Origin of the sequence: Mesorhizobium sp. WSM4976 (assembly GCF_029625685.1) — a bacterium.
In the GTDB taxonomy this organism is placed as follows: Bacteria; Pseudomonadota; Alphaproteobacteria; order Rhizobiales; family Rhizobiaceae; genus Mesorhizobium.
This window is the reverse complement of record NZ_JARTVT010000009.1, coordinates 128,521-149,982: the sequence shown is the minus strand read 5'-3', so window position 1 is coordinate 149,982 and position 21,462 is coordinate 128,521. Positions and strand designations below refer to the sequence as shown.

At 64.0% G+C, this 21,462-nt stretch carries 26 protein-coding genes; 22 read left to right on the top strand and 4 right to left on the bottom strand.

Features of this window, described 5'->3' with window-relative positions; translation table 11 throughout:
* Window positions 1–4 precede the first annotated feature (4 nt).
* The 4 genes from P9272_RS13150 to P9272_RS13135 are packed head-to-tail and all read left to right on the top strand — an operon-like array spanning window position 5 to window position 1,498.
* Window positions 5–307, top strand: coding sequence for an urease subunit gamma (locus P9272_RS13150; protein ID WP_128260973.1), 303 nt, complete (start codon window positions 5–7; stop codon window positions 305–307).
* A 5-nt stretch (window positions 308–312) separates the two neighbouring features.
* Complete coding sequence (locus P9272_RS13145) at window positions 313–567, top strand: DUF1272 domain-containing protein (protein WP_128260972.1); 255 nt, start codon at window positions 313–315, stop codon at window positions 565–567.
* Window positions 568–591: 24 nt separating this feature from the next.
* Complete coding sequence (locus P9272_RS13140; RefSeq protein WP_278160866.1) at window positions 592–1,185, top strand: HupE/UreJ family protein; 594 nt, start codon at window positions 592–594, stop codon at window positions 1,183–1,185.
* 7 nt (window positions 1,186–1,192) lie between these two features.
* A complete protein-coding gene (locus P9272_RS13135; RefSeq protein WP_278160865.1) occupies window positions 1,193–1,498 on the top strand; it encodes an urease subunit beta in 306 nt (101 codons plus the stop codon).
* A gap of 20 nt (window positions 1,499–1,518) precedes the next feature.
* On the opposite strand, the gene P9272_RS13130 is transcribed toward P9272_RS13135, so the two are convergent.
* Both P9272_RS13130 and P9272_RS13125 read right to left on the bottom strand, forming a co-directional pair.
* Window positions 1,519–2,004, bottom strand: a complete 486-nt coding sequence (locus P9272_RS13130) for a hypothetical protein (RefSeq protein ID WP_128260969.1) — start codon at window positions 2,002–2,004, stop codon at window positions 1,519–1,521.
* Window positions 2,005–2,163: 159 nt separating this feature from the next.
* On the bottom strand, window positions 2,164–2,541 hold the full coding sequence (locus P9272_RS13125) for a hypothetical protein (RefSeq protein WP_128260968.1): 378 nt from the start codon (window positions 2,539–2,541) through the stop codon (window positions 2,164–2,166).
* Window positions 2,542–2,720: 179 nt separating this feature from the next.
* Here P9272_RS13125 and ureC point away from each other — a divergent pair, with 179 nt between their 5' ends.
* The 8 genes from ureC (at window position 2,721) to P9272_RS13085 (ending at window position 8,910) form a co-directional block, all read left to right on the top strand.
* Window positions 2,721–4,436 (top strand): urease subunit alpha, encoded by a 1,716-nt coding sequence (gene ureC, locus P9272_RS13120; RefSeq protein ID WP_278160929.1) that lies wholly within the window; start codon window positions 2,721–2,723, stop codon window positions 4,434–4,436.
* A gap of 89 nt (window positions 4,437–4,525) precedes the next feature.
* Entirely contained in the window at window positions 4,526–5,119 is a 594-nt protein-coding gene (locus tag P9272_RS13115; RefSeq protein WP_278160863.1) for a hypothetical protein, read from the top strand.
* 44 nt (window positions 5,120–5,163) lie between these two features.
* Complete coding sequence (locus P9272_RS13110) at window positions 5,164–5,769, top strand: glutathione S-transferase family protein (protein ID WP_278160862.1); 606 nt, start codon at window positions 5,164–5,166, stop codon at window positions 5,767–5,769.
* Complete coding sequence (gene ureE, locus P9272_RS13105; RefSeq protein ID WP_278160861.1) at window positions 5,766–6,338, top strand: urease accessory protein UreE; 573 nt, start codon at window positions 5,766–5,768, stop codon at window positions 6,336–6,338. The genes P9272_RS13110 and ureE overlap by 4 nt, the downstream gene beginning before the upstream one ends.
* Window positions 6,331–7,002, top strand: a complete 672-nt coding sequence (locus P9272_RS13100) for an urease accessory protein UreF (RefSeq protein ID WP_278160928.1) — start codon at window positions 6,331–6,333, stop codon at window positions 7,000–7,002. Before ureE ends, P9272_RS13100 begins: the two co-directional genes overlap by 8 nt.
* Window positions 6,999–7,439, top strand: a complete 441-nt coding sequence (locus tag P9272_RS13095) for a DUF3995 domain-containing protein (protein ID WP_278160860.1) — start codon at window positions 6,999–7,001, stop codon at window positions 7,437–7,439. Before P9272_RS13100 ends, P9272_RS13095 begins: the two co-directional genes overlap by 4 nt.
* Complete coding sequence (gene ureG, locus P9272_RS13090) at window positions 7,436–8,068, top strand: urease accessory protein UreG (RefSeq protein WP_140628301.1); 633 nt, start codon at window positions 7,436–7,438, stop codon at window positions 8,066–8,068. The genes P9272_RS13095 and ureG overlap by 4 nt, the downstream gene beginning before the upstream one ends.
* Before the next feature lie 74 nt (window positions 8,069–8,142).
* Window positions 8,143–8,910 (top strand): class II aldolase and adducin N-terminal domain-containing protein, encoded by a 768-nt coding sequence (locus P9272_RS13085; RefSeq protein ID WP_128260961.1) that lies wholly within the window; start codon window positions 8,143–8,145, stop codon window positions 8,908–8,910.
* Between the two features lie 297 nt (window positions 8,911–9,207).
* On the opposite strand, the gene P9272_RS13080 is transcribed toward P9272_RS13085, so the two are convergent.
* Complete coding sequence (locus tag P9272_RS13080; RefSeq protein WP_128260960.1) at window positions 9,208–9,840, bottom strand: HAD family phosphatase; 633 nt, start codon at window positions 9,838–9,840, stop codon at window positions 9,208–9,210.
* Between the two features lie 310 nt (window positions 9,841–10,150).
* Here P9272_RS13080 and P9272_RS13075 point away from each other — a divergent pair, with 310 nt between their 5' ends.
* Complete coding sequence (locus P9272_RS13075) at window positions 10,151–11,107, top strand: sugar-binding transcriptional regulator (RefSeq protein ID WP_128260959.1); 957 nt, start codon at window positions 10,151–10,153, stop codon at window positions 11,105–11,107.
* A 19-nt stretch (window positions 11,108–11,126) separates the two neighbouring features.
* Here the strand turns inward: P9272_RS13075 and P9272_RS13070 are convergent, their stop codons facing one another.
* On the bottom strand, window positions 11,127–11,312 hold the full coding sequence (locus tag P9272_RS13070) for a hypothetical protein (protein WP_128260958.1): 186 nt from the start codon (window positions 11,310–11,312) through the stop codon (window positions 11,127–11,129).
* 110 nt (window positions 11,313–11,422) lie between these two features.
* Here P9272_RS13070 and gcvA point away from each other — a divergent pair, with 110 nt between their 5' ends.
* From gcvA to P9272_RS13025, 9 genes are all read left to right on the top strand, one after another.
* The gene (gcvA, locus tag P9272_RS13065; protein WP_128260957.1) at window positions 11,423–12,331 is read left to right on the top strand and encodes a transcriptional regulator GcvA; all 909 of its coding nucleotides are present in this window, start codon (window positions 11,423–11,425) and stop codon (window positions 12,329–12,331) included.
* A 168-nt stretch (window positions 12,332–12,499) separates the two neighbouring features.
* A complete protein-coding gene (locus P9272_RS13060) occupies window positions 12,500–13,810 on the top strand; it encodes a sugar ABC transporter substrate-binding protein (RefSeq protein ID WP_128260956.1) in 1,311 nt (436 codons plus the stop codon).
* 143 nt (window positions 13,811–13,953) lie between these two features.
* Window positions 13,954–14,826, top strand: a complete 873-nt coding sequence (locus P9272_RS13055; RefSeq protein WP_128260955.1) for a sugar ABC transporter permease — start codon at window positions 13,954–13,956, stop codon at window positions 14,824–14,826.
* A 13-nt stretch (window positions 14,827–14,839) separates the two neighbouring features.
* Window positions 14,840–15,664: a carbohydrate ABC transporter permease gene (locus tag P9272_RS13050; protein WP_128260954.1), complete on the top strand. Its 825-nt coding sequence runs from the start codon at window positions 14,840–14,842 to the stop codon at window positions 15,662–15,664.
* A 46-nt stretch (window positions 15,665–15,710) separates the two neighbouring features.
* Window positions 15,711–16,715, top strand: coding sequence for an ABC transporter ATP-binding protein (locus tag P9272_RS13045; RefSeq protein ID WP_128260953.1), 1,005 nt, complete (start codon window positions 15,711–15,713; stop codon window positions 16,713–16,715).
* Between the two features lie 10 nt (window positions 16,716–16,725).
* On the top strand, window positions 16,726–17,496 hold the full coding sequence (locus P9272_RS13040; RefSeq protein WP_278160859.1) for an L-iditol 2-dehydrogenase: 771 nt from the start codon (window positions 16,726–16,728) through the stop codon (window positions 17,494–17,496).
* A gap of 165 nt (window positions 17,497–17,661) precedes the next feature.
* Window positions 17,662–19,140: a mannitol dehydrogenase family protein gene (locus P9272_RS13035; RefSeq protein WP_278160858.1), complete on the top strand. Its 1,479-nt coding sequence runs from the start codon at window positions 17,662–17,664 to the stop codon at window positions 19,138–19,140.
* Between the two features lie 20 nt (window positions 19,141–19,160).
* Window positions 19,161–19,844 carry an HAD-IA family hydrolase gene (locus tag P9272_RS13030; protein ID WP_278160857.1) on the top strand — a complete coding sequence of 228 codons (684 nt, stop codon included), beginning with the start codon at window positions 19,161–19,163 and terminating at the stop codon, window positions 19,842–19,844.
* Window positions 19,841–21,427: an FGGY-family carbohydrate kinase gene (locus tag P9272_RS13025; RefSeq protein ID WP_278160856.1), complete on the top strand. Its 1,587-nt coding sequence runs from the start codon at window positions 19,841–19,843 to the stop codon at window positions 21,425–21,427. The genes P9272_RS13030 and P9272_RS13025 overlap by 4 nt, the downstream gene beginning before the upstream one ends.
* Window positions 21,428–21,462 lie beyond the last annotated feature (35 nt).

Sequence of the window (21,462 nt, the reverse complement as noted above, 5' to 3'; positions counted from 1 at the left end):
TTGCATGAATCTTACGCCGCGTGAAAAGGACAAGCTACTGATAGCCATGGCGGCGATGGTGGCGCGCAGGCGCCTCGAGCGCGGCGTCAAGCTCAACCATCCCGAAGCCATCGCCCTGATCACCGACTTCGTCGTCGAAGGCGCCCGCGACGGCCGTCCTGTCGCGGAACTGATGGAGGCCGGCGCCCATGTCGTCACTCGCGCCCAGGTCATGGAGGGCATCGCCGAGATGATCCACGACGTCCAGGTCGAGGCGACGTTTCCCGACGGCACCAAGCTGGTGACCGTGCATGAACCCATAAGGTGAGGCCGATGCTGGAGCTCAGGCCCAATTGCGAATGCTGCGACAAGGATCTGCCGCCGGAGGCGACCGATGCGTTGATCTGCACCTTCGAATGCACCTTCTGCGCCGACTGCGTGGATACCGTGCTAGGCGGCGTCTGCCCGAATTGCGGCGGCAATTTCGCGCCGCGGCCGATCCGGCCGGCGGCCAAGCTGACGAAATATCCGCCATCGACCAGGCGCGTGCTCAAGGCCGAAGGCTGCGGCCCGCGCGAGGCTGCTTAACTAGGTCAATTGGAAAGGGCAGAAATGATCCCCGCCTCGACGAAACGAATCGCACTTGCCGCGATCCTTTTCCTGGCCGCCCCCATGCCAGCTGAAGCCCATGTCGGCGCAGGCTCCGCCTCGTCCTTCGCCGCCGGTTTCGCGCATCCGCTGTCCGGCCTCGACCACATGACGGTCATGATCGCCGTCGGCGTCTGGGCGGCGATGAAGGGTGGCAAGGCGGTCTGGGCCTGGCCGCTCGCCTTCCTCGGCGTGATGCTGGCCGGCGGCGCGCTCGGCATGCTGCATGTGCCGGTGCCTTTCGTCGAGCCGGCCATCCTTGCTTCCGTCGTGGCGCTCGGCCTGCTGGTGGCATTGGCGATCGACCTGCCGGTCCTGGCTGGGATCGCCATCATCGGCCTGTTCGCGCTGTTCCACGGCCATGCCCACGGCACGGAAGTGCCCGAAAATGCCGGCGGACTGGACTACGTGGCCGGTTTCGCGATTTCCACGGTGCTGCTCCACGGCGTCGGCATTGCAGCCGGCCTTCGGCTTGGGTCGCGCTTCCGTGGCCTGGCGCGCGCCGCCGGCGCCGCTTGCGCGGCTATTGGCGTGGGCCTTTCCTTCGGCGTGTTGTGAGGGCGCGATGATCCCCGGTGAAGTCATCACGGTAAAAGGCGACATCGAGCTGAACAAGGGTCTGCCCACGGTGACGCTCAAGGTCGCCAACAGTGGCGACCGGCCGATCCAGGTCGGCAGCCACTATCACTTCTTCGAGACCAATGAGGCCCTGAAATTCGACCGCGAGAGCGCGCGCGGCATGCGGCTCGACATCGCCGCCGGCACCGCCATACGCTTTGAGCCGGGGCAGGAATGCGACGTCACGCTGGTCCCGCTGGGCGGCAGGCGCGAGGTCTATGGCTTCCAGCAGAAGGTGATGGGCAAGCTGTGACGGCCGTCGGCGTGCTCGCATCACTTCGGAGGCTTGGCGGCCGCGTAGATGACGACCTTCCCCGGATTGTCGAACTCCACGGCGAGCACGTCCTCGGCCTGCACGCGCCGCGAATCGATCGCGTTGAAGAGCAGGGCGTTCGCCTCGATCTCCTTACGCAGCTCGGCGACGTCCTTCTGATGCTGCTTCATCTTGTTCTCGATGGCCGGCGGCGGCCCGCCTTCGCTGCGCGCCGCATCGGTCAGGAACACGATGTCGACCGTGTCGAGCTTGGTGGTCTTGCGCACCGCCCCGATATTCTCGCGGGTGCGGCCGATCGCCGTGATGACCTTTCCGGCCTCCGTGCTGGAGAGCGTCTCCTCCTGACGAACATCAGAATCGACGATTGCGGCGGCAGGCTTGCCGCTGCCCAACGGCTGCGCAGCGGATGCCGCCTGGGGCGCGGCCATGACAAACGCGGCGGCAACCAGGGCAATCCATCTTGCAGGGCGCAGATCATTCGCCATCGATCGCTCCTGACTGAACTCGTGAAGGGGCGAAAACAGCGAAACGGTCCGGTCTGGCCGGTGGTTCCCCTCAAAAGCCGGAAAGCGGACCGCGACACGGCCCGCATTCCCTTCAAAACATGGTTGGCGGACCGCAAGGCGGCCCGCCTGGGCCCGCGATCAGCTTGCCTTCTTGGTAATCAGCGTCAGGGCGCCATTGGGCTGCATGCTGGCGGCGATCACCTGCGCCGAGCTCATGCCCTTGGCTTCGAGCGCGGATTTCACCTTGGGCGTGGCGTCGATCGACTTTCGCAAGGTCTGCAGGCCGGCATCGCCGCGCTGCGCCACGATCTGGTTCACCTGCGTCTGCGCGTCCTTGGGCAGTTCGGTGATGTCGACGACGTTGACGCTCTGGATCGACGGCACCCCGGGCTGGGCTTTCGGCGCGGCCGGAGCGGTTGGCGCCGGGCTGGGCAGCGGCGTCGGCTGCTGCTGGGCATTCGCGGCGCCCGCCATCATCAGGGTTGCGGTCGCGGCGAGAACTATCGCTTTGCGCATGGATATTCCTTCCATCGGATTTGGAGTGGTTTCGCCCGCCTCAAGCGCCCGAGAGGAACGTCCAAATGGGCGCTCAAGGTGTCGCCGAGCGGGTCATTGCGTGACCATTGGGTGGCGACAATGTGCAGCCCACGCCCAAACAACCCTACTTTTGGCAAGCTGAATTTCGGGAGCAATCGCTGATGGCCAGGATAAGCCGCGCCGCCTATGCGCAGATGTATGGACCGACTGTCGGCGATAAGGTGCGGCTTGCCGACACCGAGCTGTTCATTGAAGTCGAGAAGGACCTCACCGTTTACGGCGAGGAAGTCAAATTCGGCGGCGGCAAGGTCATCCGCGACGGCATGGGCCAGAGCCAGGTGACGCGGGCAGGCGGCGCCGTCGATACCGTCATCACCAACGCGCTGGTCGTCGACGCGCTTGCCGGCATCGTCAAGGCCGATATCGGCCTGAAGGACGGACGCATCGCGGCGATCGGCAAGGCTGGCAATCCGGACACGCAGGCTGGCGCCACCATCATTGTCGGTCCAGGCACGGAAATCATTGCCGGCGAAGGCAAGATCCTGACCGCCGGTGGCTTCGACGCGCACATCCATTTCATCTGCCCGCAGCAGATCGAGGAAGCGCTGATGAGCGGCGTCACCACCATGCTGGGCGGCGGCACTGGCCCGGCGCATGGCACCTTGGCCACCACCTGCACGCCCGGCCCCTGGCACATGGCGCGCATGATCCAGTCGTTCGATGCCTTTCCGATGAACATCGGCCTGTCGGGAAAGGGCAACGCATCAAAGCCGGCGGCGCTGGAAGAGATGGTGCTGGCCGGCGCCTGCTCGCTGAAGCTGCACGAGGACTGGGGCACGACGCCTGCGGCCATCGACTGCTGCCTGTCGGTCGCCGACGCCTACGACGTGCAGGTGATGATCCACACCGACACGCTGAACGAATCGGGCTTTGTCGAGAACACGGTGGCGGCCATCAAGGGCCGCACCATCCACGCCTTCCACACCGAGGGCGCCGGCGGTGGCCATGCGCCCGACATCATCAAGGTCTGCGGCCTGCCTAACGTCATCCCGTCCTCGACCAATCCGACCCGGCCCTACACGGTCAACACCTTGGCCGAGCATCTCGACATGCTGATGGTCTGCCATCATCTGTCGCCGTCGATCCCGGAAGACATCGCTTTCGCCGAAAGCCGCATCCGCAAGGAAACGATCGCGGCCGAGGACATCCTGCACGACATCGGCGCCTTCTCCATCATCTCGTCGGACAGCCAGGCGATGGGCCGCGTCGGCGAGGTGGCGATCCGGACCTGGCAGACCGCCGACAAGATGAAGCGCCAGCGCGGGTCGCTCCCCGACGAGACCGGCGACAACGACAATTTCCGTGTCCGCCGCTATATCGCCAAATATACGATCAATCCGGCCATCGCGCATGGCCTGTCGAAGGAGATCGGCTCGATCACGGTCGGCAAGCGCGCCGATCTGGTGCTGTGGAATCCGGCCTTCTTCGGAGTCAAGCCGGAGATGGTGCTGGTCGGCGGCTCGATCGCGGCAGCGCCGATGGGCGATCCCAATGCCTCGATCCCGACGCCGCAGCCGATGCACTACCGGCCGATGTTCGGCGCCTATGGCAAGGCCTTGACCAACTCCTCGGTGACCTTTGTCTCGAAGGCGGCGCTCGATGCCGGCCTGCGGGACAGCCTCGGCGTCGACAAGGCGATGGTCGCGGTCGAGAACACGCGCGGCGGCATCGGCAAGCATTCCATGGTGCTCAACGACGCCACGCCGCATGTCGAGGTCGATCCCGAAACATACGAAGTGCGGGCCGACGGCGAGCTGCTGACTTGTGAGCCGGCGACCGTGCTGCCAATGGCGCAACGGTATTTCCTGTTCTGACAACGGCTGATCGGTGAGCGGGCAAATATCGTTGCGGCTCGCGCTCGCCGATTGCAATATGCTGCCAAGCAGCAGCATTGTGATCGCGCATGGCCACCGAAATCGCGTCCCAGCACGACATCTTCCCGCATATCCGCATCGTCATGGGCATGGTGATCGGCCTTGGTGTCACACGGCTGCTTTCGGGAACCGCCCGCATCGTCCAGCATCCCGGCCAATACCGGCTCTATGCGGTGCATCTCGCCTGGGTCGCCTCGGTGCTGTTGATGCTGGTGCACTTCTGGTGGTGGGAGTTCGGCCTCTACGCCATCGAGAACTGGACCTTCGGCAAATATCTTTTCATTATCTTCTACGCCATCACGCTGTTCCTGCTCTGCGCGCTGCTGTTTCCGGATTCGATGCTCGATTACACCAGCTACGAGGACTATTTCTATTCGCGCCGCGCCTGGTTCTTCGGGCTGCTGGCCGCGACCTATCTGCTCGATGTGATCGACACGCTGCTCAAGGGCCCCGAGCATTTCGCCCGCTTCGGCAACGAATATCTGTTCCGGACGCCGGTGTTCGTGGCGTTTTGCCTCGTCGCGATCCGGGTGCGGGACAAACGTTTCCACGTCGCCTTCGTCGCGGCGGCGCTGATCTATCAGATATCCTTTATCCTGCGGCTCTTCGACACGATCGTGTGAGTACGGCGGATGGTCTAAGGTTGCTGCAAATGCAGGACTCAACCATGTATAAGGCCGTCGGATCGCGCGGCTCCCGCGTCAGCCGGGTGCTCTGGATGCTCGAGGAACTCGGCCAGCCCTACGAATTCGTCGAGGTGAAGCTGCGCTCGCCGGAGGCTTACGCGCTCAATCCTTCCGGCAAGGTGCCGATCCTGATCGATGGTGACCTGAAAGTCACCGATTCGGCGGCGATCTGCGTCTATTTGGCCGACAAGCATGCCGATAAAGGTATGGGCGCCAGTCCCGGCATCGCCGGTCGCGCCGAGATGGATTCCTGGATGCATTTCGCCCAGAGCGAGCTCGAAGCGCCGCTCTGGAACAAGCTGCGCCACCGTTTTCTCTTGCCCAAGAATGTTCGGGTCGACGTCGGCCCGGCTGCGGCGTATGATTTCGCATCCGAAATAAAGGCCCTGGACCGCCGGCTTGGCGACAAGCCCTATGCCTTGGGCGACCGGTTCTCTGCGGTAGACGTCCTGCTCGGCGATATGGGTGGCTGGGCGCGTGCCGGCCGCTTCCCGATCAAATCCGACCGGGTGAATGCCTATTTCGACCGTGTCCTCGAACGCCCCGCCCGTGCAAGGGCGCAAGCCAATGGTGGAGCCATGAAATGAAGCTCAACATCAACACCGATTTCACCAAATTCCCGCGTGCCGTCTCTGTTCTGACAGCGAGCGAAGCGGGAGCAGCCGCGCCCTACGACAAGGCCGTGCTGCCGCATGACGAGCGCCATCTGCGCCGCCGCGCCATCGAGACCGTCGGCGGCGACAAGGTGCTGGTCGACCTGCCCGAGCCGGTGGCTCTGGACAATGGCGACCGGCTGGTGCTGGAAGACGGCCGCCAGCTCGAGATCGTCGCGGCACCCGAAGAGGTCTACGACATCCGTGCCCGCGACGCCGTTCATCTGAGCGAACTCGCCTGGCATATCGGCAATCGTCACCTCGCGGCGGCGATCGAGCCGGACCGCATCCTCATCCTGCGCGACCATGTCATCAAGGCGATGCTCGAAGGCCTCGGCGCCAAGGTAAGCGAGGTCTCGCTGCCGTTCAGCCCCGTGCGCGGCGCCTATTCCGGGCATGGCCACGACTACGGCCATTCGCACGATCATGACCACCATGACCATGATCATCACGATCATGCGCACGACTGTCATCACCACGGCCACCACCATCACGATGACTGAGCAGCTTTCCACCGTCGCGCTGCTGCGGCTGATGACCTGGCTGTCGCCGGCCTTTCCGGTCGGCGGCTTCTCCTACAGCCACGGGCTTGAACGCGCCGTGCACGATGGCCTGATCGCAAATCGCCACGGTCTCGCCGGCTGGCTGGAGACGCTGGTCGATGTCGGCTCGGGCTGGAACGACGCCGTGCTGTTCGCCGAAAGCTGGCGCCGCGCACGCGAGGGTGGCGATCTCAACGAAGTCGCCGCGCTGGCCGAGGCGCTTGCCGGGTCGCGGGAGCGTCATCTGGAAACCATGCTGCAGGGCGCGGCCTTCCTCAAAGCGGCGTCCGCCTGGCCGTCTCAGGCGCTGCAGCGCCTGCCGGCCGATTGCCCCTATTGCGTCGCGGTCGGCGCTCTTGCCGGCAGCGGCGGCATCGGCCTTTCGGGGGCGCTTTCCGCCTTCCTGCAGGCTTTCTTCTCCAACCTCGTGCAAGCGGCGATCAGGCTTGGCGTCGTTGGCCAAACCGATGCCGTCGCATTGTTAGCCGGCTTCGAATCTCTTGCGCTGGCGGCTGCCTCGCGCGCCGCCGGTTCCAGCCTGGACGATCTGGGTGGCGCGGCCTTCATGTCTGACATCGTGGCGATGCAGCATGAGACGCAATACTCCAGGCTGTTCCGCTCATGATCGCGCTTGCCGTCATCCTCTCCTTCGTCCTGCTTTTGATCACTACGCTGCATGTCTATTGGGGTATAGGCGGCATCTGGCCGGGCACGGACCAGGCCTCCTGCGCGCGCGCCGTGGTCGGTTTTCGCGGCGTCGATGAGATGCCGTCTTCCTTCGCGAGTTTTGCCGTCGCCGCTTGCCTGGCACTGGCGACGCTCTGGCCGCTGGCGCTGGTCGGCGTCTTTGCGACGCCCTTTCCAATAGAAGGCCTGGCGGCCACGGCATTGATGATCGGCCTCGTCTTTCTTGGCCGCGGCATTGCCGGCTTCACGCCATGGTGGCGCAGGCTCACGCCTGAACAGCCTTTCGCGCGGCTTGACCAAAGCCTCTATTCGCCGCTCTTCTTGCTGATCGGGCTGGGCTTTATAGTTCTCTCTATCTCGGAGTTTCCGGCATGACGTCGAAAAACGGTCCTCTTCGCATCGGCATTGGTGGCCCCGTCGGCTCCGGCAAGACGACGCTTACCGAAAAGCTGTGCAAGGCGTTGCGCGACGATTTTTCGATCGCCGTCGTCACCAACGACATCTACACCAAGGAGGACGCGATGATGCTCGCCCGGCTACAAGCATTGCCGGAGGAGCGCATCGTCGGCGTCGAGACCGGCGGCTGTCCGCACACCGCCATCCGGGAGGACGCCTCGATCAATCTGCGGGCAATCGCGGAGCTGAACAAAAAGTTCCCCGACCTCGACATCATCTTCATCGAATCCGGCGGCGACAATCTCGCAGCCACCTTCTCGCCGGACCTTGCCGACCTGACGCTGTATGTCATCTCGGTCTGCCAGGGCGAGGAGATCCCGCGCAAGGGCGGCCCGGCCATCACCCGCTCGGATTTCCTCATCATCAACAAGAGCGATCTGGCGCCCTATGTGAACGTCAACCTCGACGTCATGGAGAGCGATGCCGGCCGCATGCGCGGCAAAAGGCCCTTCGGCTTCACCGACCTGTCGCGGGGCAAGGGCTTGCAAGAGGTGATCGACTTCATCGTCGAGCAGGGCGGACTGCAGTCGGCGCGCCCGGCGGCTTGATCCGCTGAGCCACCGATTATCGGTTGCTGGCAGCGGCATCGCACGGCATTCTCATCCAAACAGGAGGATTTTCGATGAGCCTTGCCCGCCTGCACAAGGAACCGCTGAGCAACCTGCCCTATTACGAGGAGCGGGTCGATCTTGCCGCCGCCTTTCGCTGGACCGCGCGGCTCAACATGCATGAGGCGGTGGCCAATCACTTCTCGCTGTCCGTCAACGAGGACGGCACGAAATTCCTGATGAACCCGAACCAGGTGCATTTCTCGCGCATCAAGGCGAGCGACCTGCTCCTGATCGACGCCAACGATCCCGACACCCTGTCCGGTCCCAATGCGCCGGACCCGACCGCCTGGGGCCTGCATGGCGCCATCCATCGCAACGTCCCGCATGCGCGCTGCGCCATGCATGTCCATTCGATCCACGCCACGGTGCTTGCCTCGCTCGCAGATTCGACGCTCCCCCCGGTCGATCAGAACTCGGCCATGTTCTTCAACCGCCATGTCGTCGACGCCAATTATGGCGGGCTGGCCTTCGAGGAGGAGGGCGAGCGCTGCTCGCAGCTTCTCACCGACCCCAAGGTCAAGGTGATGGTCATGGGCAATCATGGCGTCATGGTCATCGGCGACAATGTCGCCGACACCTTCAACCGCATGTTCTATTTCGAGCGCGCCGCCGAGACCTACATCAAGGCGCTGTGGACTGGCCGCCCGCTGCGCACGCTCTCCGACGAAGTCGCCGAGAAGGCCGCGCGCGAGATGGACGACTACCCCGGCCAGGCCGAGCGCCATCTGGCCGAGCTGAAAGCGATCCTCGACGAGGAAGAGCCCGTCTACCGGAATTGATGCCGGTTACGCTACGCCTGTGACCGGCGTGACTGATCAGGCCTCGGCTTGATTGCCACGTGGTTCCCCCAATCCGTCGCTGCTTCGCAGCGCCACCTTTCCCCCTCCGGAGGGAAAGGAAGGGAGCGTTGCTGGAGGAGCGTTGACGGCAAGAGCTTGGCGCCTTTCCTCTACCCCGCCGATCGGGGGAGAGGTGGCTCGGCGAAGCCGAGACGGAGTGGGGGTCGACCAGCGCACCATTAGACAATGCATGCGCCAAGCTGAAGGGCGGATGAAGCGCGGCGGCGACGTTCGGGGTTAAAGCCCCAACTGCGCCCGCAGCTCTTCAACGCTCTTGATCACAATCGCGCCGGCCGGACCTTCCATCGGCGCTTCCGGCCAGAAGACCGTCTTCATGCCTGCAGCCAGTCCGGCCATGGCGCCCGTCAGACTGTCGTCGACGGCAAAAGCATCCGCCGGATCGACGCCGGCGAGATAAGCGGCGCGCAGGAAGGGCTCGGGAAGCGGCTTGCCGTCGATCACGTCGTTGCGGCTGACCGTCATCATGCCCGGATAGGTGAGGCCGACGGAGCGCAGATTGGCATCGACGATCAGCCGGTCGGAATTGGACACCACCGCCTGCTCGACGCCGAGCGCGCGCAATTCGTTGAACACCTCGATCGCGCCGGGTCGCGGCTTCAGCGTTTCCGCCAGCGGCAGATAATGATCGTATTTGCGCACGATCCAGTCGTCGAAGGGGAGGGCGAGGCCGAACTCATCGCGCAGCATCTCGTAGACCGGCCATGCCGCGATACCCAGCACACGCTCATGCAGGTCGTGCGGCGGGGCGATGCCGACGCTGCGCAACGCCGCCACAAGCGCTGCCTCATGCAACGGCTCGCTGTCGACCAGCGTCCCGTCCATATCCCAGAAAACGGCTTTCGGCGTCATGCGCGGCTCCCTTTGCCGATCCCCTTAAAGCATGTCTCCCAAAAGTGGTAACCGGTTTCGGGACAAAGACATGCGCAAAACAAAAAACTGAAGCGCATTGAGCGAAGCTGAAAGATCGCGACGCGCTTTAGTACGTTTCCCGCCCGAGATAAACCGTCGCGCCGGCAAATGGTTTGGCGCGCGACGGCAGACCTTCCGGAGGCCTCTGGGGCATCCAAGCAATTGCTCTTTCGATAGACAATTGCGCGCCGGCATATTCGCTGTAAGCTATGGCGCCCGTTTCAGCGTTGTGCGGGTTGGGAGGCAGGACGTGAGTTTGCGACAGGAACCCGGCAGCACCAGGTTGGACGACGCCGCGCGCGCCGGCTGGCTTTATTATGTTGCCGGTAACACGCAGGATCAGATTGCCGCCAAGTTGGGCATTTCCAGGCAGACGGCGCAGCGGCTGGTGTCGCTGGCGATGTCGGAGGGGCTGATCAAGGTTCGCGTCGATCATCCGATCGCCAACTGCCTGGACCTTGCCGCGCGGCTGAAGTCACGCTTCGCGCTCGATCTCGTCGAGGTGGTGCCGAGCGATCCGGCGTCGAACTCGACGACGATCGGTATTGCCGAGGCGGCGGCGGCCGAGATCGAGCGCCGGCTGCGCTCGGAAGCCCCCATCGTCATGGCGATCGGCACCGGACGCACGCTGAAGGCGGCGATCGAGCAACTGCCGCCGATGGACTGCCCGCAGCATAAGGTCGTGTCCTTGACCGGCAACATCTCGCCGGACGGCTCGGCCGCCTTCTACAACGTCATCTTCACCATGGCCGATCGCGTCAAAGCGCGTTCCTTCCCGATGCCGCTGCCGGTCATCGCCTCCTCGCCGGCAGAGCGCGAGATGCTGCTCAACCAGCCGATGATCCAGCCGACGCTAGCATTGGCCGCGGAAGCCGATGTCACCTTCGTCGGCATTGGCGATCTCGGGCCCAAGGCCCCGCTCTACGAAGACGGCTTCATTTCCGAAAGCGAGTTGAAGGCGCTGCAGAAGGCCGGCGGCATCGCCGAGATCGTCGGCTGGGTGTTCGATCGCGAGGGCCGCATGATCGAGGGCATCACCAACGACCGCGTGTCTTCCGCGGCGCTGCCGTCGCGGGAGAAGTCGCTGGTCATCGCCTTGGCGATGGGCGACCGCAAGCTGCCGGGCATCCTCGCCGCCGTCAATCGCCGGCTGGTGAATGGCCTCATCACCGACGAGCGGACGGCCGAAGCCCTGCTTTCCGGCTGATTGTCATAAAAAGAGCCGGCTATTGCGAGGGGCCGCGCGGGTCGTTGCCGTCGAGAAAACCCATGTCGCGCTGCAGATGCTCGGATAATTCCCGGACATCGACATAGCCGCGCCTGCGGCGCGAAAACCTTGCAAACTCCCGCACGAGCGTGAAAAACCAGCGGTGCGCCGGGTTGGAAACGAGCTTTTCCTGGACCGTGGTCATGATCGTCAGCCTTTGCAATGCTTGAACTGGATTGATCGTCGACCCCAAATATCGGGCTGGCCGGTTCGTGCTTCCAATTAAACCTCGATCATGACCCATAAGGAGGCCTTATGCCCGATCTTAAGCCCCCGCAGCTTGCGCCGCTGCCGCCGCTGCAGGCGATCCGGGTGTTCGAAGCGGTGGCAAGGCACCTGTCCTTCACCAAGGCGGCGCAGGAATTGGGCATGACCCAAGCGGCCGCCAGCTACCAGATCAAGGTATTGGAGGAGCGCGTCGGCGCGCCGCTGTTCCTGCGCCGTCCGAAGCAGATCGAGCTGACCGAGCCCGGCCAGCGCCTTGCGCCTGCCGTCAGCGAAGCTTTTTCCATCCTGGGTCAGGCCTACGCCGCGGCGCGCGGCGGCGCCGACGGACTGCTTTGCGTTACCACGGTGCTGACCTTCGCCTCGAATTGGCTGGCGCAGCATCTGGGCTCGTTCCAGCTCGCCCATCCGGCACTCGCCGTGCGGCTCGATACCTCGGCCCGCCTCACCGATTTCGCGCGCGAGGATGTCGATCTCGCCATCCGCTCGGGCGCCGGCAAATGGCCGGGCCTGGAAGCGCACAAATTGCTCGACGCCGACTTTACGCCGATGCTGAGCCCCAAGCTCGCGGCCAGCATAGGCGGCGTCAAGGAACCGGCCGACCTTTTGCGCCTGCCGATCCTCGATCCCGGCGACATCTGGTGGTCGCAATGGTTCGAGGCCGCCGGCGTCACCGGGCATGATCTCGCCAAACGGCCGGGCTCCAGCATGGGTGCGCAGGCCTATGAGGCGAACGCGGCGATGGCGGGCCACGGCGTGGCGATCCTGACCAGGGCGCTGTTCAAGAACGAGATCGCCGACGGCCGCCTGATCCAGCCCTTCGATCTGGTCGGCGACGATGGCCATGCCTATTGGTTGGTCTATCCGACAGCGCGCCGCAATGTGCCGAAGATACGCGCCTTCCGCGACTGGATCCTCGCCGAGATCGCCTGCGCGTAAGCGAGCCCCTTACGTCCTCCAGTGCTGCCGGTGCTGCCTGCGGATCGGGTCGCCTTGGCTAATTTCTGCTGCGCCGCAGCATAGATTCCGACTTGACATAAATCACGGTAAGTGAGTAATTGCTCAAAGCCAAGGCAAATGCTCATCTTGGTTTAAGGGAGGAATTTGATGAAACTTCACACGCTCACCCTGGGCCTGTTGTCGGCAAGCGCCCTTGCTTTCGCCGCGCATGCCGAATCCATCACCATCGCCACCGTCAACAACGGCGACATGGTCCGCATGCAGAAGCTGACGGACGACTTCACCAAAGCCAACCCCGACATCCAGCTCAACTGGGTGACGCTTGAAGAGAACGTGCTGCGCGAGCGCGTGACCACCGACATCGCCACGAAGGGTGGCCAGTACGACGTCATGACCATCGGCACCTACGAGGTTCCGATCTGGGCCAAGCAGAACTGGCTCCTGCCGCTCGACAAGCTGGGCGCCGACTACGACGTCAAAGACATCATCCCGGCAATCGCCGGCGGCCTTTCGGTCGACGGCAAGCTCTATGCCGCGCCCTTCTACGGCGAGAGCTCCTTCGTCATGTACCGCAAGGACCTTATGGAGAAGGCGGGCTTGAAGATGCCCGATGCGCCGACCTGGGACTTCATCAAGCAGGCCGCCGACAAGATGACCGACCGCGCCAATGGCGTGAACGGCGTCTGCCTGCGCGGCAAGGCCGGCTGGGGCGAGAACATGGCCTTCCTCACCGCCATGTCGAACTCATTCGGCGCCCGCTGGTTCGACGAGAACTGGAAGCCGCAGTTCGACCAGCCGGAATGGAAGAAGACGCTGCAATTCTATGTCGACCTGATGAAGGCCGACGGTCCGGAAGGCGCTTCGTCAAACGGCTTCAACGAGAACTTGGCGCTGTTCCAGCAGGGCAAGTGCGGCATGTGGATCGACGCCACCGTCGCCGCGTCCTTCGTTTCCGATCCGAAGGCCTCGAAGGTCGCGGACAAGGTCGGTTACGCGTTGGCGCCCGACAATGGGCTCGGCAAGCGTGGCAACTGGCTGTGGGCTTGGTCGCTGGCGATCCCGGCCGGCACGCAGAAGGCCGATGCCGCCGAGAAGTTCGTCTCCTGGGCAACCAGCAAGCACTATGCCGAGCTGGTCGCCTCGAAGGAAGGCTGGGCCAATGTTCCTCCGGGCACGCGTTCTTCGCTGTACGCCAATCCGGAGTACCAGAAGGCGGCGCCTTTCGCGAAGATGACGCTGGACTCCATCAACGCTGCGGACCCGACGCACCCGACCGTCAAGCCGGTGCCTTATGTCGGCGTGCAGTTCGTTGCCATTCCTGAATTCCAGGGTCTTGGCACCACCGTCGGCCAGCTCTTCTCGGCCGCCCTTGCCGGCCAGTCGAGCGTCGACGACGCCCTCAAGCAGGCCCAGGACGCAGCCACCGCGGCGATGACCGAAGGCGGCTACATCAAGTAAGGCTCCTCCCGGTGCCGAACGCCGGTCGCCTATCAAGGCCGGCAAGGGGCCGCCCGAAACCCAGTTCGGGCGGCCACCCTTCTAAATCGGGAAGATTCTGGGCACAACTCTGAAATCCGGCTGACTTTGGGAGGGTGACCGTCATGGCTACTCAGCAAACCCGTTCGCTTGCCCGTTTCATGATGGCGCCATCGGTGATCCTGCTGTTCGTCTGGATGATCGTGCCGTTGGCCTTCACGATCTGGTTCTCCCTGCTGCAGTACAATCCGCTGAACCCGATCCGCGACGGGTTTGTCTGGTTCGACAATTACAAGCTCTTCTACTCGAACCCGGCCTTCCTCTACTCGATCCTCAACACGCTCACTATCGTCGTCAGCGTCCTGGTCATCACGGTGGTCGGCGGCATCCTTCTGGCCATGCTGCTCGACCAGCCGATCTGGGGCCAGGGCGTCGTGCGCATCCTGGTCATCTCGCCGTTCTTCGTCATGCCGCCGGTCGCGGCGCTTGTCTGGAAGAACATGATCATGCACCCGCAATACGGCGTCTTCGCCGACATAGCGCGCTTCTTCGGCGCCCAGCCGATCGACTGGTTCGGCCAACATCCGCTGACCGCCATCATCCTGATCGTCGCCTGGCAGTGGCTGCCCTTCGCCACGCTTATCCTGCTCACCTCCTTGCAGTCGCTCGACGGCGAGCAGAAGGAGGCGGCCGAGATGGACGGCGCGGGCTTCCTCAGCCGCTTCTGGTATCTGACGCTGCCGCATATGTCGCGCGCCATCACCGTCGTCATCCTGATCCAGACGATCTTCCTGCTCTCGATCTATGCCGAGATCCTGGTCACCACCAATGGCGGCCCGGGCTACGCCTCCACCAACCTGCCCTTCCTCGTCTACCAGAAGGCGCTCCTGGAATTCAAAATCGGCCAGGCATCTGCCGGTGGCGTGATCGCCGTCATTCTCGCCAACATCGTTGCCTTCTTCGCCATGCGCGCCGTCGGCAAGAACCTGGACAAGTGAGGGAGGACCTGACATGGCCCGCGCAGTTACCACCCAGCACAAGACCATCGCCACGGCCGCGGCCTGGATCGTCGCCCTGCTGATCTTCTTTCCGATCCTCTACACGATCATCACCTCGTTCAAGTCGGAGCAGGAGGCGATCCAGGGCTTCAACCTGATCCCGTCCGGGACCTTCGAGAGCTATTCGGAGGTCCAGCAGCAGAGTGGCTATTTCAAGTTCTTCTTCAATTCGGTGCTGCTGTCGGTCGGCTCGACCGTCCTCGCGCTCATCGTCGCCATCCCGGCGGCCTGGTCGATGGCGTTCTCGCCGACCAAGCGCACCAAGGACATCCTGATGTGGATGCTGTCCACCAAGATGATGCCGGCTGTCGCGGTGCTGTTCCCGATCTACCTGATCTTCCGCGACAGTGGCCTGCTCGACAGCCGCATCGGCCTCACCGTCATGCTGATGCTGATCAACCTGCCGATCGTGGTCTGGATGCTCTACACATATTTCCGCGAGATCCCGGGTGAGATCTTGGAGGCGGCTCGCATGGACGGCGCCTCGCTGTGGAACGAGATCATCTATGTGCTGACGCCGATGGCCGTTCCCGGCATCGCCTCGACCATGCTCTTGAACATCATCCTCGCCTGGAACGAGGCGTTCTGGACCATCCGGCTCACCACCACCAACGCCGCGCCGCTGACGGCCTTCATCAGCTCCTTCTCCAGTCCGCAGGGCCTGTTCTGGGCGAAGCTCTCGGCAGCCTCGACGCTGGCGATCGCGCCGATCCTGATCATGGGCTGGTTCAGCCAGAAGCAGCTGGTTCGTGGACTCACCTTTGGCGCCGTGAAGTAAGAGCGCCCAAGCGGCGGACGACGAAGACCATCCCCGGGAGGAAACCATGGGAAACATCACGCTCAAGAACGTCTCCAAGTCCTTCGGGTCGACGACGATCATTCCGAACATCGACCTCAACATCGAGGACGGCGAGTTCGTGGTGTTCGTCGGCCCCTCGGGTTGCGGCAAGTCCACGCTGCTCAGGCTGATCGCCGGGCTGGAGGACACCAGCGGCGGCACCATCTCGATCGATGGCCGCGACGTCACCCGCGAGGCGCCGGCCAAGCGCAAGCTCGCCATGGTGTTCCAGTCCTACGCGCTCTACCCGCACATGACGGTCGCCAAGAACATCGCCTTCCCGCTGAAGATGGCCGGCGAGGACCAGGCGACCATCGACAAGAAGGTGAAGGATGCCGCCCGCATCTTGAACCTCACCAACTATCTCGAGCGCCGTCCGGGCCAGCTCTCCGGCGGCCAGCGCCAGCGCGTCGCCATCGGCCGCGCCATCGTGCGCCAGCCCTCGGCCTTCCTGTTCGACGAGCCGCTGTCCAACCTCGACGCCGCGCTTCGCGGCACGATGCGGCTGGAGATCAGCGAGCTGCATCAGCAGTTGAAGACGACGATGATCTACGTCACCCACGACCAGGTCGAGGCCATGACGATGGCCGACAAGATCGTCGTGCTTAACGCCGGCAACATCGAGCAGGTCGGCTCGCCGATGGAGCTCTACAAGACGCCGAAGAACCTCTTCGTCGCTGGCTTCATCGGCTCGCCCAAGATGAACATGATCGAAGGTGCGCCGGCGGAGAAATATGGCGCCAAGACCATTGGCATCCGGCCCGAACACCTTGCCATCTCGACCACGTCCGGCGACTGGAAGGCGACGGTCGGCGTAGCCGAGCATCTTGGCTCAGACACGTTCCTGCACGTCCAGGCGGACGGCATCGGCACCATCAACGTCCGCGCCGACGGCGAGGTCGCGGTCAGGCATGGCGACACGATCTATCTGACGGCAGACAAGACCAAACTCCATCGCTTCGGCGCCGACGGCAAGGCGCTGGTCCAGTGAGGACGGGACAGTGAGGCTGAAAGGCAGATCGGCGCTGATCACCGGATCGGCGCGCGGCATCGGCAGGGCCTTCGCCGAAGCCTATGCGCGCGAAGGCGCGACGGTGGCGATTGCCGATATCGACCTCGAAGCAGCGGAGGCAACTGCGAAAGCGATCGGCTCCGCCGCTTACGCGCTGCGGCTCGACGTCGCCGATCAGTCCTCGATCGAGGCGGCGGTGAAGGCGGTCGAGGCGAGGACCGGCGGGCTCGATGTGCTGATCAACAACGCAGCGATCTTCGACCTTGCGCCGATCGTCGAGATAACCAGGACAAGCTACGAAAAGCTGTTCTCGGTCAATGTCGCCGGCACGCTCTTCATGCTGCAGGCCGCCGCCCGCTCGATGATCGCGCGTGGCAAGGGCGGCAGGATCATCAACATGGCTAGCCAGGCCGGCCGGCGCGGCGAGCCGCTGGTCGCGGTCTACTGCGCCACCAAGGCCGCCGTTATCTCGCTGACGCAATCGGCCGGGCTCGACCTGATCAAGCACCGCATCAACGTCAACGGCATCGCGCCGGGCGTCGTCGACAGCGACATGTGGGACCAGGTCGACGCGCTCTTCGCCAAATATGAGAACCGGCCGAAGGGAGAGAAGAAGCGGGCTGTCGGCGAAGGAGTGCCTTACGGGCGCATGGGCAGGCCCGAGGACCTCGCCGGCATGGCCGTGTTCCTTGCCAGTGACGAGGCCGAATACATTGTCGCCCAGACCTACAATGTCGACGGCGGCCAATGGATGAGCTGATGGGATGAGTTGAGGGGGGAAGGCGCTTCTCTCTTTTCCTCCGGAGAAAGCGTCTCGGGGCAGGTGAGGGGCAGCACACTGAAACGCCAGATGTTGCCCCTCATCCTCGCTCCTCCGAAGGGGGCGTAGTCAGTCAGGCTGACGATCGGCCAAAGGGTAAATGAGATGACCGTGAAACTCTCTTCATCGAACCTCGTCAGGCTCCCGGCCAAAGTTGCCGGTCCGAAATACGACCGCTCGGCCCTGAAGGCCGGCATCGTCCATTTCGGCGTCGGCAATTTCCACCGCTCGCACCAGGCGGTCTATCTCGACGATCTGTTCGCCACCGGCGAAGGCCATGACTGGGCGCTGATCGGCGCCGGCGTGTTCGAAGGCGAGAAGATCGGCCGCTCCAAGCTGGAAGAGCAGGACTGGCTGACCACTGTCGTCGAGCAGGACCAGGGCCATATGAGCGCCCGCGCCACCGGGGCCATGATCGATTTCCTGACGCCCGGCGACGCGGCGGCGATCATCGAGCGGCTTGCCGATCCGGCGATCAAGATCGTCTCGCTGACCATCACCGAGGGCGGCTATTTCATCGACCCGGCTTCCGGCAAGTTCAACCCGGCCCATCCGGACATCGTCGCTGACGCGCAGCCGGGTGCCGTGCCGAAAACCGTGTTCGGCATCATCCTTGCCGGACTGCTGCGCCGGCGCGCCGACGGCATCGTGCCCTTCACCGTCATGTCCTGCGACAACATCCCCCATAACGGTCACGTCACCTCGGACGGCGTCATCGGCCTCGCGCGGCTGATCGACGAGGACCTCGCCAAATGGGTGGAAGACAAGGTCGCTTTCCCGAACGGCATGGTCGATCGCATCACACCCGCCACCACCGACCGCGAACGCCGGATTCTCGCCGACGATTTTGGGCTGGAGGACAATTGGCCGGTGTTCTGCGAGCCTTTCAAGCAATGGGTGCTGGAGGACCATTTCACCGCCGGCCGCCCGGCGCTGGAAAAGGTCGGCGTGCAGTTCGTCAAGGACGTCTCGCCCTACGAGCTGATGAAGATACGCATCCTCAATGGCGGCCACGCGACAATAGCCTATCCGGCCGGCCTGATGGACATCCATTTCGTCCACGAAGGCATGGAGGAACCGCTGGTGCGCGCCTTCCTGTCGAAGCTCGAGCATGACGAGATCATCCCGACCGTGCCGCCAGTGCCCAACACCGATCTGGAGGACTATTACCAGCTTATCGAGCGCCGTTTCTCCAATCCCAAGATCGGCGACACCATTCGCCGGCTTTGCCTCGACGGCTCCAACCGTCAGCCGAAATTCATCATCCCGACCATCGCCGACCGGCTGAAGGCGGGCAAGGGCGTCGCTGGCCTCGCGCTGGAATCCGCGCTCTGGTGCCGCTACTGCTTTGGCACCACCGACAGCGGCGCCGTCATCGAGCCGAACGATCCGAGCTGGGACCGCATGCAGGCCACCGCCAAGGCGGCGAAGGACGATCCGAAGGCCTGGCTGGCGATGGAGGACATCTATGGCGATGCCGGCCGCTCGCCCGTCTTCGCCGAGGCCTTCGCCCATGCCTTGAAAGTGCTGTGGGCGAACGGCGCGCGCGAAACCCTGGCGCGCTATCTCGCCGGCAAGCTCTGAGGTCAGCGGAAGCCTGCCCGATGACGCCTGAGCTGGTCATCTTCGACTGTGACGGCGTGCTGGTCGACAGCGAGGCGCTCTCGGTCTCGGCGCTGCTCGGCATGATCGAGCTCGCCGGCGGCACGGTGAGTGAGGACGCCGCCTACGAGCATTTTCTCGGCAAGAGCATGAAGAGCGTGCGCGAGATCCTCGGCCGCGATTTCGGGGTGGAGATCAGCGACAAGCACCTGACCGCCATGCGCGTCGACCTTATGCGCAAGTTCCGCGAGGAATTGAAGCCGATCCCGGGCGTCAAGGACGTGCTGCCGAAGCTCAGGCTTCCCTGCTGCGTCGCCTCGTCCGGCACGCTGGAACGGATCCGCTACGCGCTCGACGTCACCGGCCTGCTTTCGCTGCTGGAGCCGCATATCTTCAGCGCCACCATGGTCAAGCGCGGCAAGCCGGCGCCCGACCTTTTCCTCCATGCCGCTGCCTCCATGCGGGCGCAACCGCGCAATTGCCTGGTCGTCGAGGATAGTCCAGCCGGCGTCGCCGCGGCGCGCGCGGCCGGCATGCGCGTCTTCGCCTTTACCGGCGGCTCGCATGCCGGAAATCCCGGCTTGAAAGCCCGGCTTGCGTCGACCGAACCGGACTCTATATTCGCTGACATGCTGCAATTGCCCGATCTGATTGCAGGCCTGGGAGCGAGAGTAAAAGCATTTTGACGAAGAATTTCGTTTGCGCGGTCGATGTCGGCACCGGGAGCGCTCGCGCGGGCATTCTCGACGCGCGCGGCAACCTGCTTGCCCGCGCCGATCATCCGATCGCCATGCATCAGCCCAAGCCCGATCACGCCGAGCACGATTCGGAGGATATCTGGTCGGCAGTGTGCAAATCAGTTCGGGACGCGCTCCAGAAATCCGGCGTTGCCGCAGACGATATCGCCGGCATCTCCTTCGACGCCACCTGCTCGCTGGTCGCTCGTGACAGGCAAGGCCGGCAAATCAGTGTCTCGGTCACCGGCGAGAAGCGCTGGGACACGGTCGTCTGGCTTGATCACCGTGCCATCGCCGAGGCCGATGAATGCACGGCAAGCGGCCATGCCGTGCTCGACTATATCGGCGCCGTGATGTCGCCGGAGATGGCGACGCCGAAGCTGATGTGGCTGAAGCGCCATCTGCCGAAGACGTGGAATGAAGCCGGCTATCTGTTCGACCTCGCGGATTTCCTGACCTGGAAAGCTTCAGGCTCGCTCGCCCGCTCGCAATGCACGCTGACGGCCAAGTGGACCTATCTCGCGCATGAGGAAGAAAGCTGGCGGCGCGATTTCTTCGAGCTTGTCGGGCTCGGCGATCTGTTCGAGCACGGCAATCTGCCGGAAAAGGCAAGCCCGGTAGGCACCGATATCGGTCCGCTGACGGTGAAGGCCGCCGCCGAGCTCGGTCTCACTGAAAAATGCCGGGTCGGCGCCGGCGTCATCGATGCCTATGCCGGCGCGCTGGGTGTCCTGGGCGGTTTTGCCGGTGACGAGAAGGACATCAGCCGGCATCTGGCGCTGATCGCCGGCACATCGTCCTGCGTCATGGCGATGTCGCAGGACCCGCAGCCCTTCGCCGGCGTCTGGGGCCCGTATTACGGCGCGGCATTGCCGACGCTGTGGCTGTCGGAAGGCGGCCAGTCGGCTACCGGCGCGCTGCTCGACCACATCATCCGCTGGCATGGCGCCGGTGGCGAGCCCGACGCGGCCATGCATATGAAGATCGCCCGGCGCGTCGCTGAGCTGCGCGCCGAGGACGGCGATGCGCTGGCGGCCAGGCTGCATGTGCTGCCGGATTTCCACGGCAACCGCTCGCCGCTCGCCGATCCGCACGCAGTCGGCGTCATCAGCGGCCTGACGCTCGATTCCTCCTTCGACAGCCTGTGCAAGCTTTACTGGCGCACCGCTGTCGGCATCGCGCTCGGCGTGCGCCATGTGCTCGAGGCGTTGAACGAGAACGGCTACCTGATCGACACGCTGCATGTCACCGGCGGCCACACCAAGAATCCGCTGCTGATGGAGCTCTACGCCGACGCCACCGGCTGCACGGTGGTCGAGCCGCTGGCCGACGAGGCGGTGCTGCTCGGCACCGGCATGGTAGCGGCGACCGCCGCAGGTCTCTATCCCGATCTCAACGCCGCCTGCGTCGCCATGCAGCAGGGCGGCCGGACTCGCGCGCCCAACAAGGAAGCCGGTGCCCGCTTCGACCGTGACTACCGCATCTTCCTCGAGATGCACCGGCAGCGGCAGATGCTCGACGCGATCAGCTAGCTTCCATCTCTTGTTTCACGCAATTCCGGACGGAA

Bases quoted from the DNA above. Each gene is read 5' to 3' on its own strand.
- P9272_RS13150 (WP_128260973.1), top strand. From the start codon at position 5: ATGAATCTTACGCCGCGTGAAAAGGACAAGCTACTGATAGCCATGGCG.
- P9272_RS13145 (WP_128260972.1), top strand. From the start codon at position 313: ATGCTGGAGCTCAGGCCCAATTGCGAATGCTGCGACAAGGATCTGCCG.
- P9272_RS13140 (WP_278160866.1), top strand. From the start codon at position 592: ATGATCCCCGCCTCGACGAAACGAATCGCACTTGCCGCGATCCTTTTC.
- P9272_RS13135 (WP_278160865.1), top strand. From the start codon at position 1,193: ATGATCCCCGGTGAAGTCATCACGGTAAAAGGCGACATCGAGCTGAAC.
- P9272_RS13130 (WP_128260969.1), bottom strand. From the start codon at position 2,004: ATGGCGAATGATCTGCGCCCTGCAAGATGGATTGCCCTGGTTGCCGCC.
- P9272_RS13125 (WP_128260968.1), bottom strand. From the start codon at position 2,541: ATGCGCAAAGCGATAGTTCTCGCCGCGACCGCAACCCTGATGATGGCG.
- P9272_RS13115 (WP_278160863.1), top strand. From the start codon at position 4,526: ATGGCCACCGAAATCGCGTCCCAGCACGACATCTTCCCGCATATCCGC.
- P9272_RS13110 (WP_278160862.1), top strand. From the start codon at position 5,164: ATGTATAAGGCCGTCGGATCGCGCGGCTCCCGCGTCAGCCGGGTGCTC.
- ureE (WP_278160861.1), top strand. From the start codon at position 5,766: ATGAAGCTCAACATCAACACCGATTTCACCAAATTCCCGCGTGCCGTC.
- P9272_RS13100 (WP_278160928.1), top strand. From the start codon at position 6,331: ATGACTGAGCAGCTTTCCACCGTCGCGCTGCTGCGGCTGATGACCTGG.
- P9272_RS13095 (WP_278160860.1), top strand. From the start codon at position 6,999: ATGATCGCGCTTGCCGTCATCCTCTCCTTCGTCCTGCTTTTGATCACT.
- ureG (WP_140628301.1), top strand. From the start codon at position 7,436: ATGACGTCGAAAAACGGTCCTCTTCGCATCGGCATTGGTGGCCCCGTC.
- P9272_RS13085 (WP_128260961.1), top strand. From the start codon at position 8,143: ATGAGCCTTGCCCGCCTGCACAAGGAACCGCTGAGCAACCTGCCCTAT.
- P9272_RS13080 (WP_128260960.1), bottom strand. From the start codon at position 9,840: ATGACGCCGAAAGCCGTTTTCTGGGATATGGACGGGACGCTGGTCGAC.
- P9272_RS13070 (WP_128260958.1), bottom strand. From the start codon at position 11,312: ATGACCACGGTCCAGGAAAAGCTCGTTTCCAACCCGGCGCACCGCTGG.
- gcvA (WP_128260957.1), top strand. From the start codon at position 11,423: ATGCCCGATCTTAAGCCCCCGCAGCTTGCGCCGCTGCCGCCGCTGCAG.
- P9272_RS13060 (WP_128260956.1), top strand. From the start codon at position 12,500: ATGAAACTTCACACGCTCACCCTGGGCCTGTTGTCGGCAAGCGCCCTT.
- P9272_RS13055 (WP_128260955.1), top strand. From the start codon at position 13,954: ATGGCTACTCAGCAAACCCGTTCGCTTGCCCGTTTCATGATGGCGCCA.
- P9272_RS13050 (WP_128260954.1), top strand. From the start codon at position 14,840: ATGGCCCGCGCAGTTACCACCCAGCACAAGACCATCGCCACGGCCGCG.
- P9272_RS13045 (WP_128260953.1), top strand. From the start codon at position 15,711: ATGGGAAACATCACGCTCAAGAACGTCTCCAAGTCCTTCGGGTCGACG.
- P9272_RS13035 (WP_278160858.1), top strand. From the start codon at position 17,662: ATGACCGTGAAACTCTCTTCATCGAACCTCGTCAGGCTCCCGGCCAAA.
- P9272_RS13030 (WP_278160857.1), top strand. From the start codon at position 19,161: ATGACGCCTGAGCTGGTCATCTTCGACTGTGACGGCGTGCTGGTCGAC.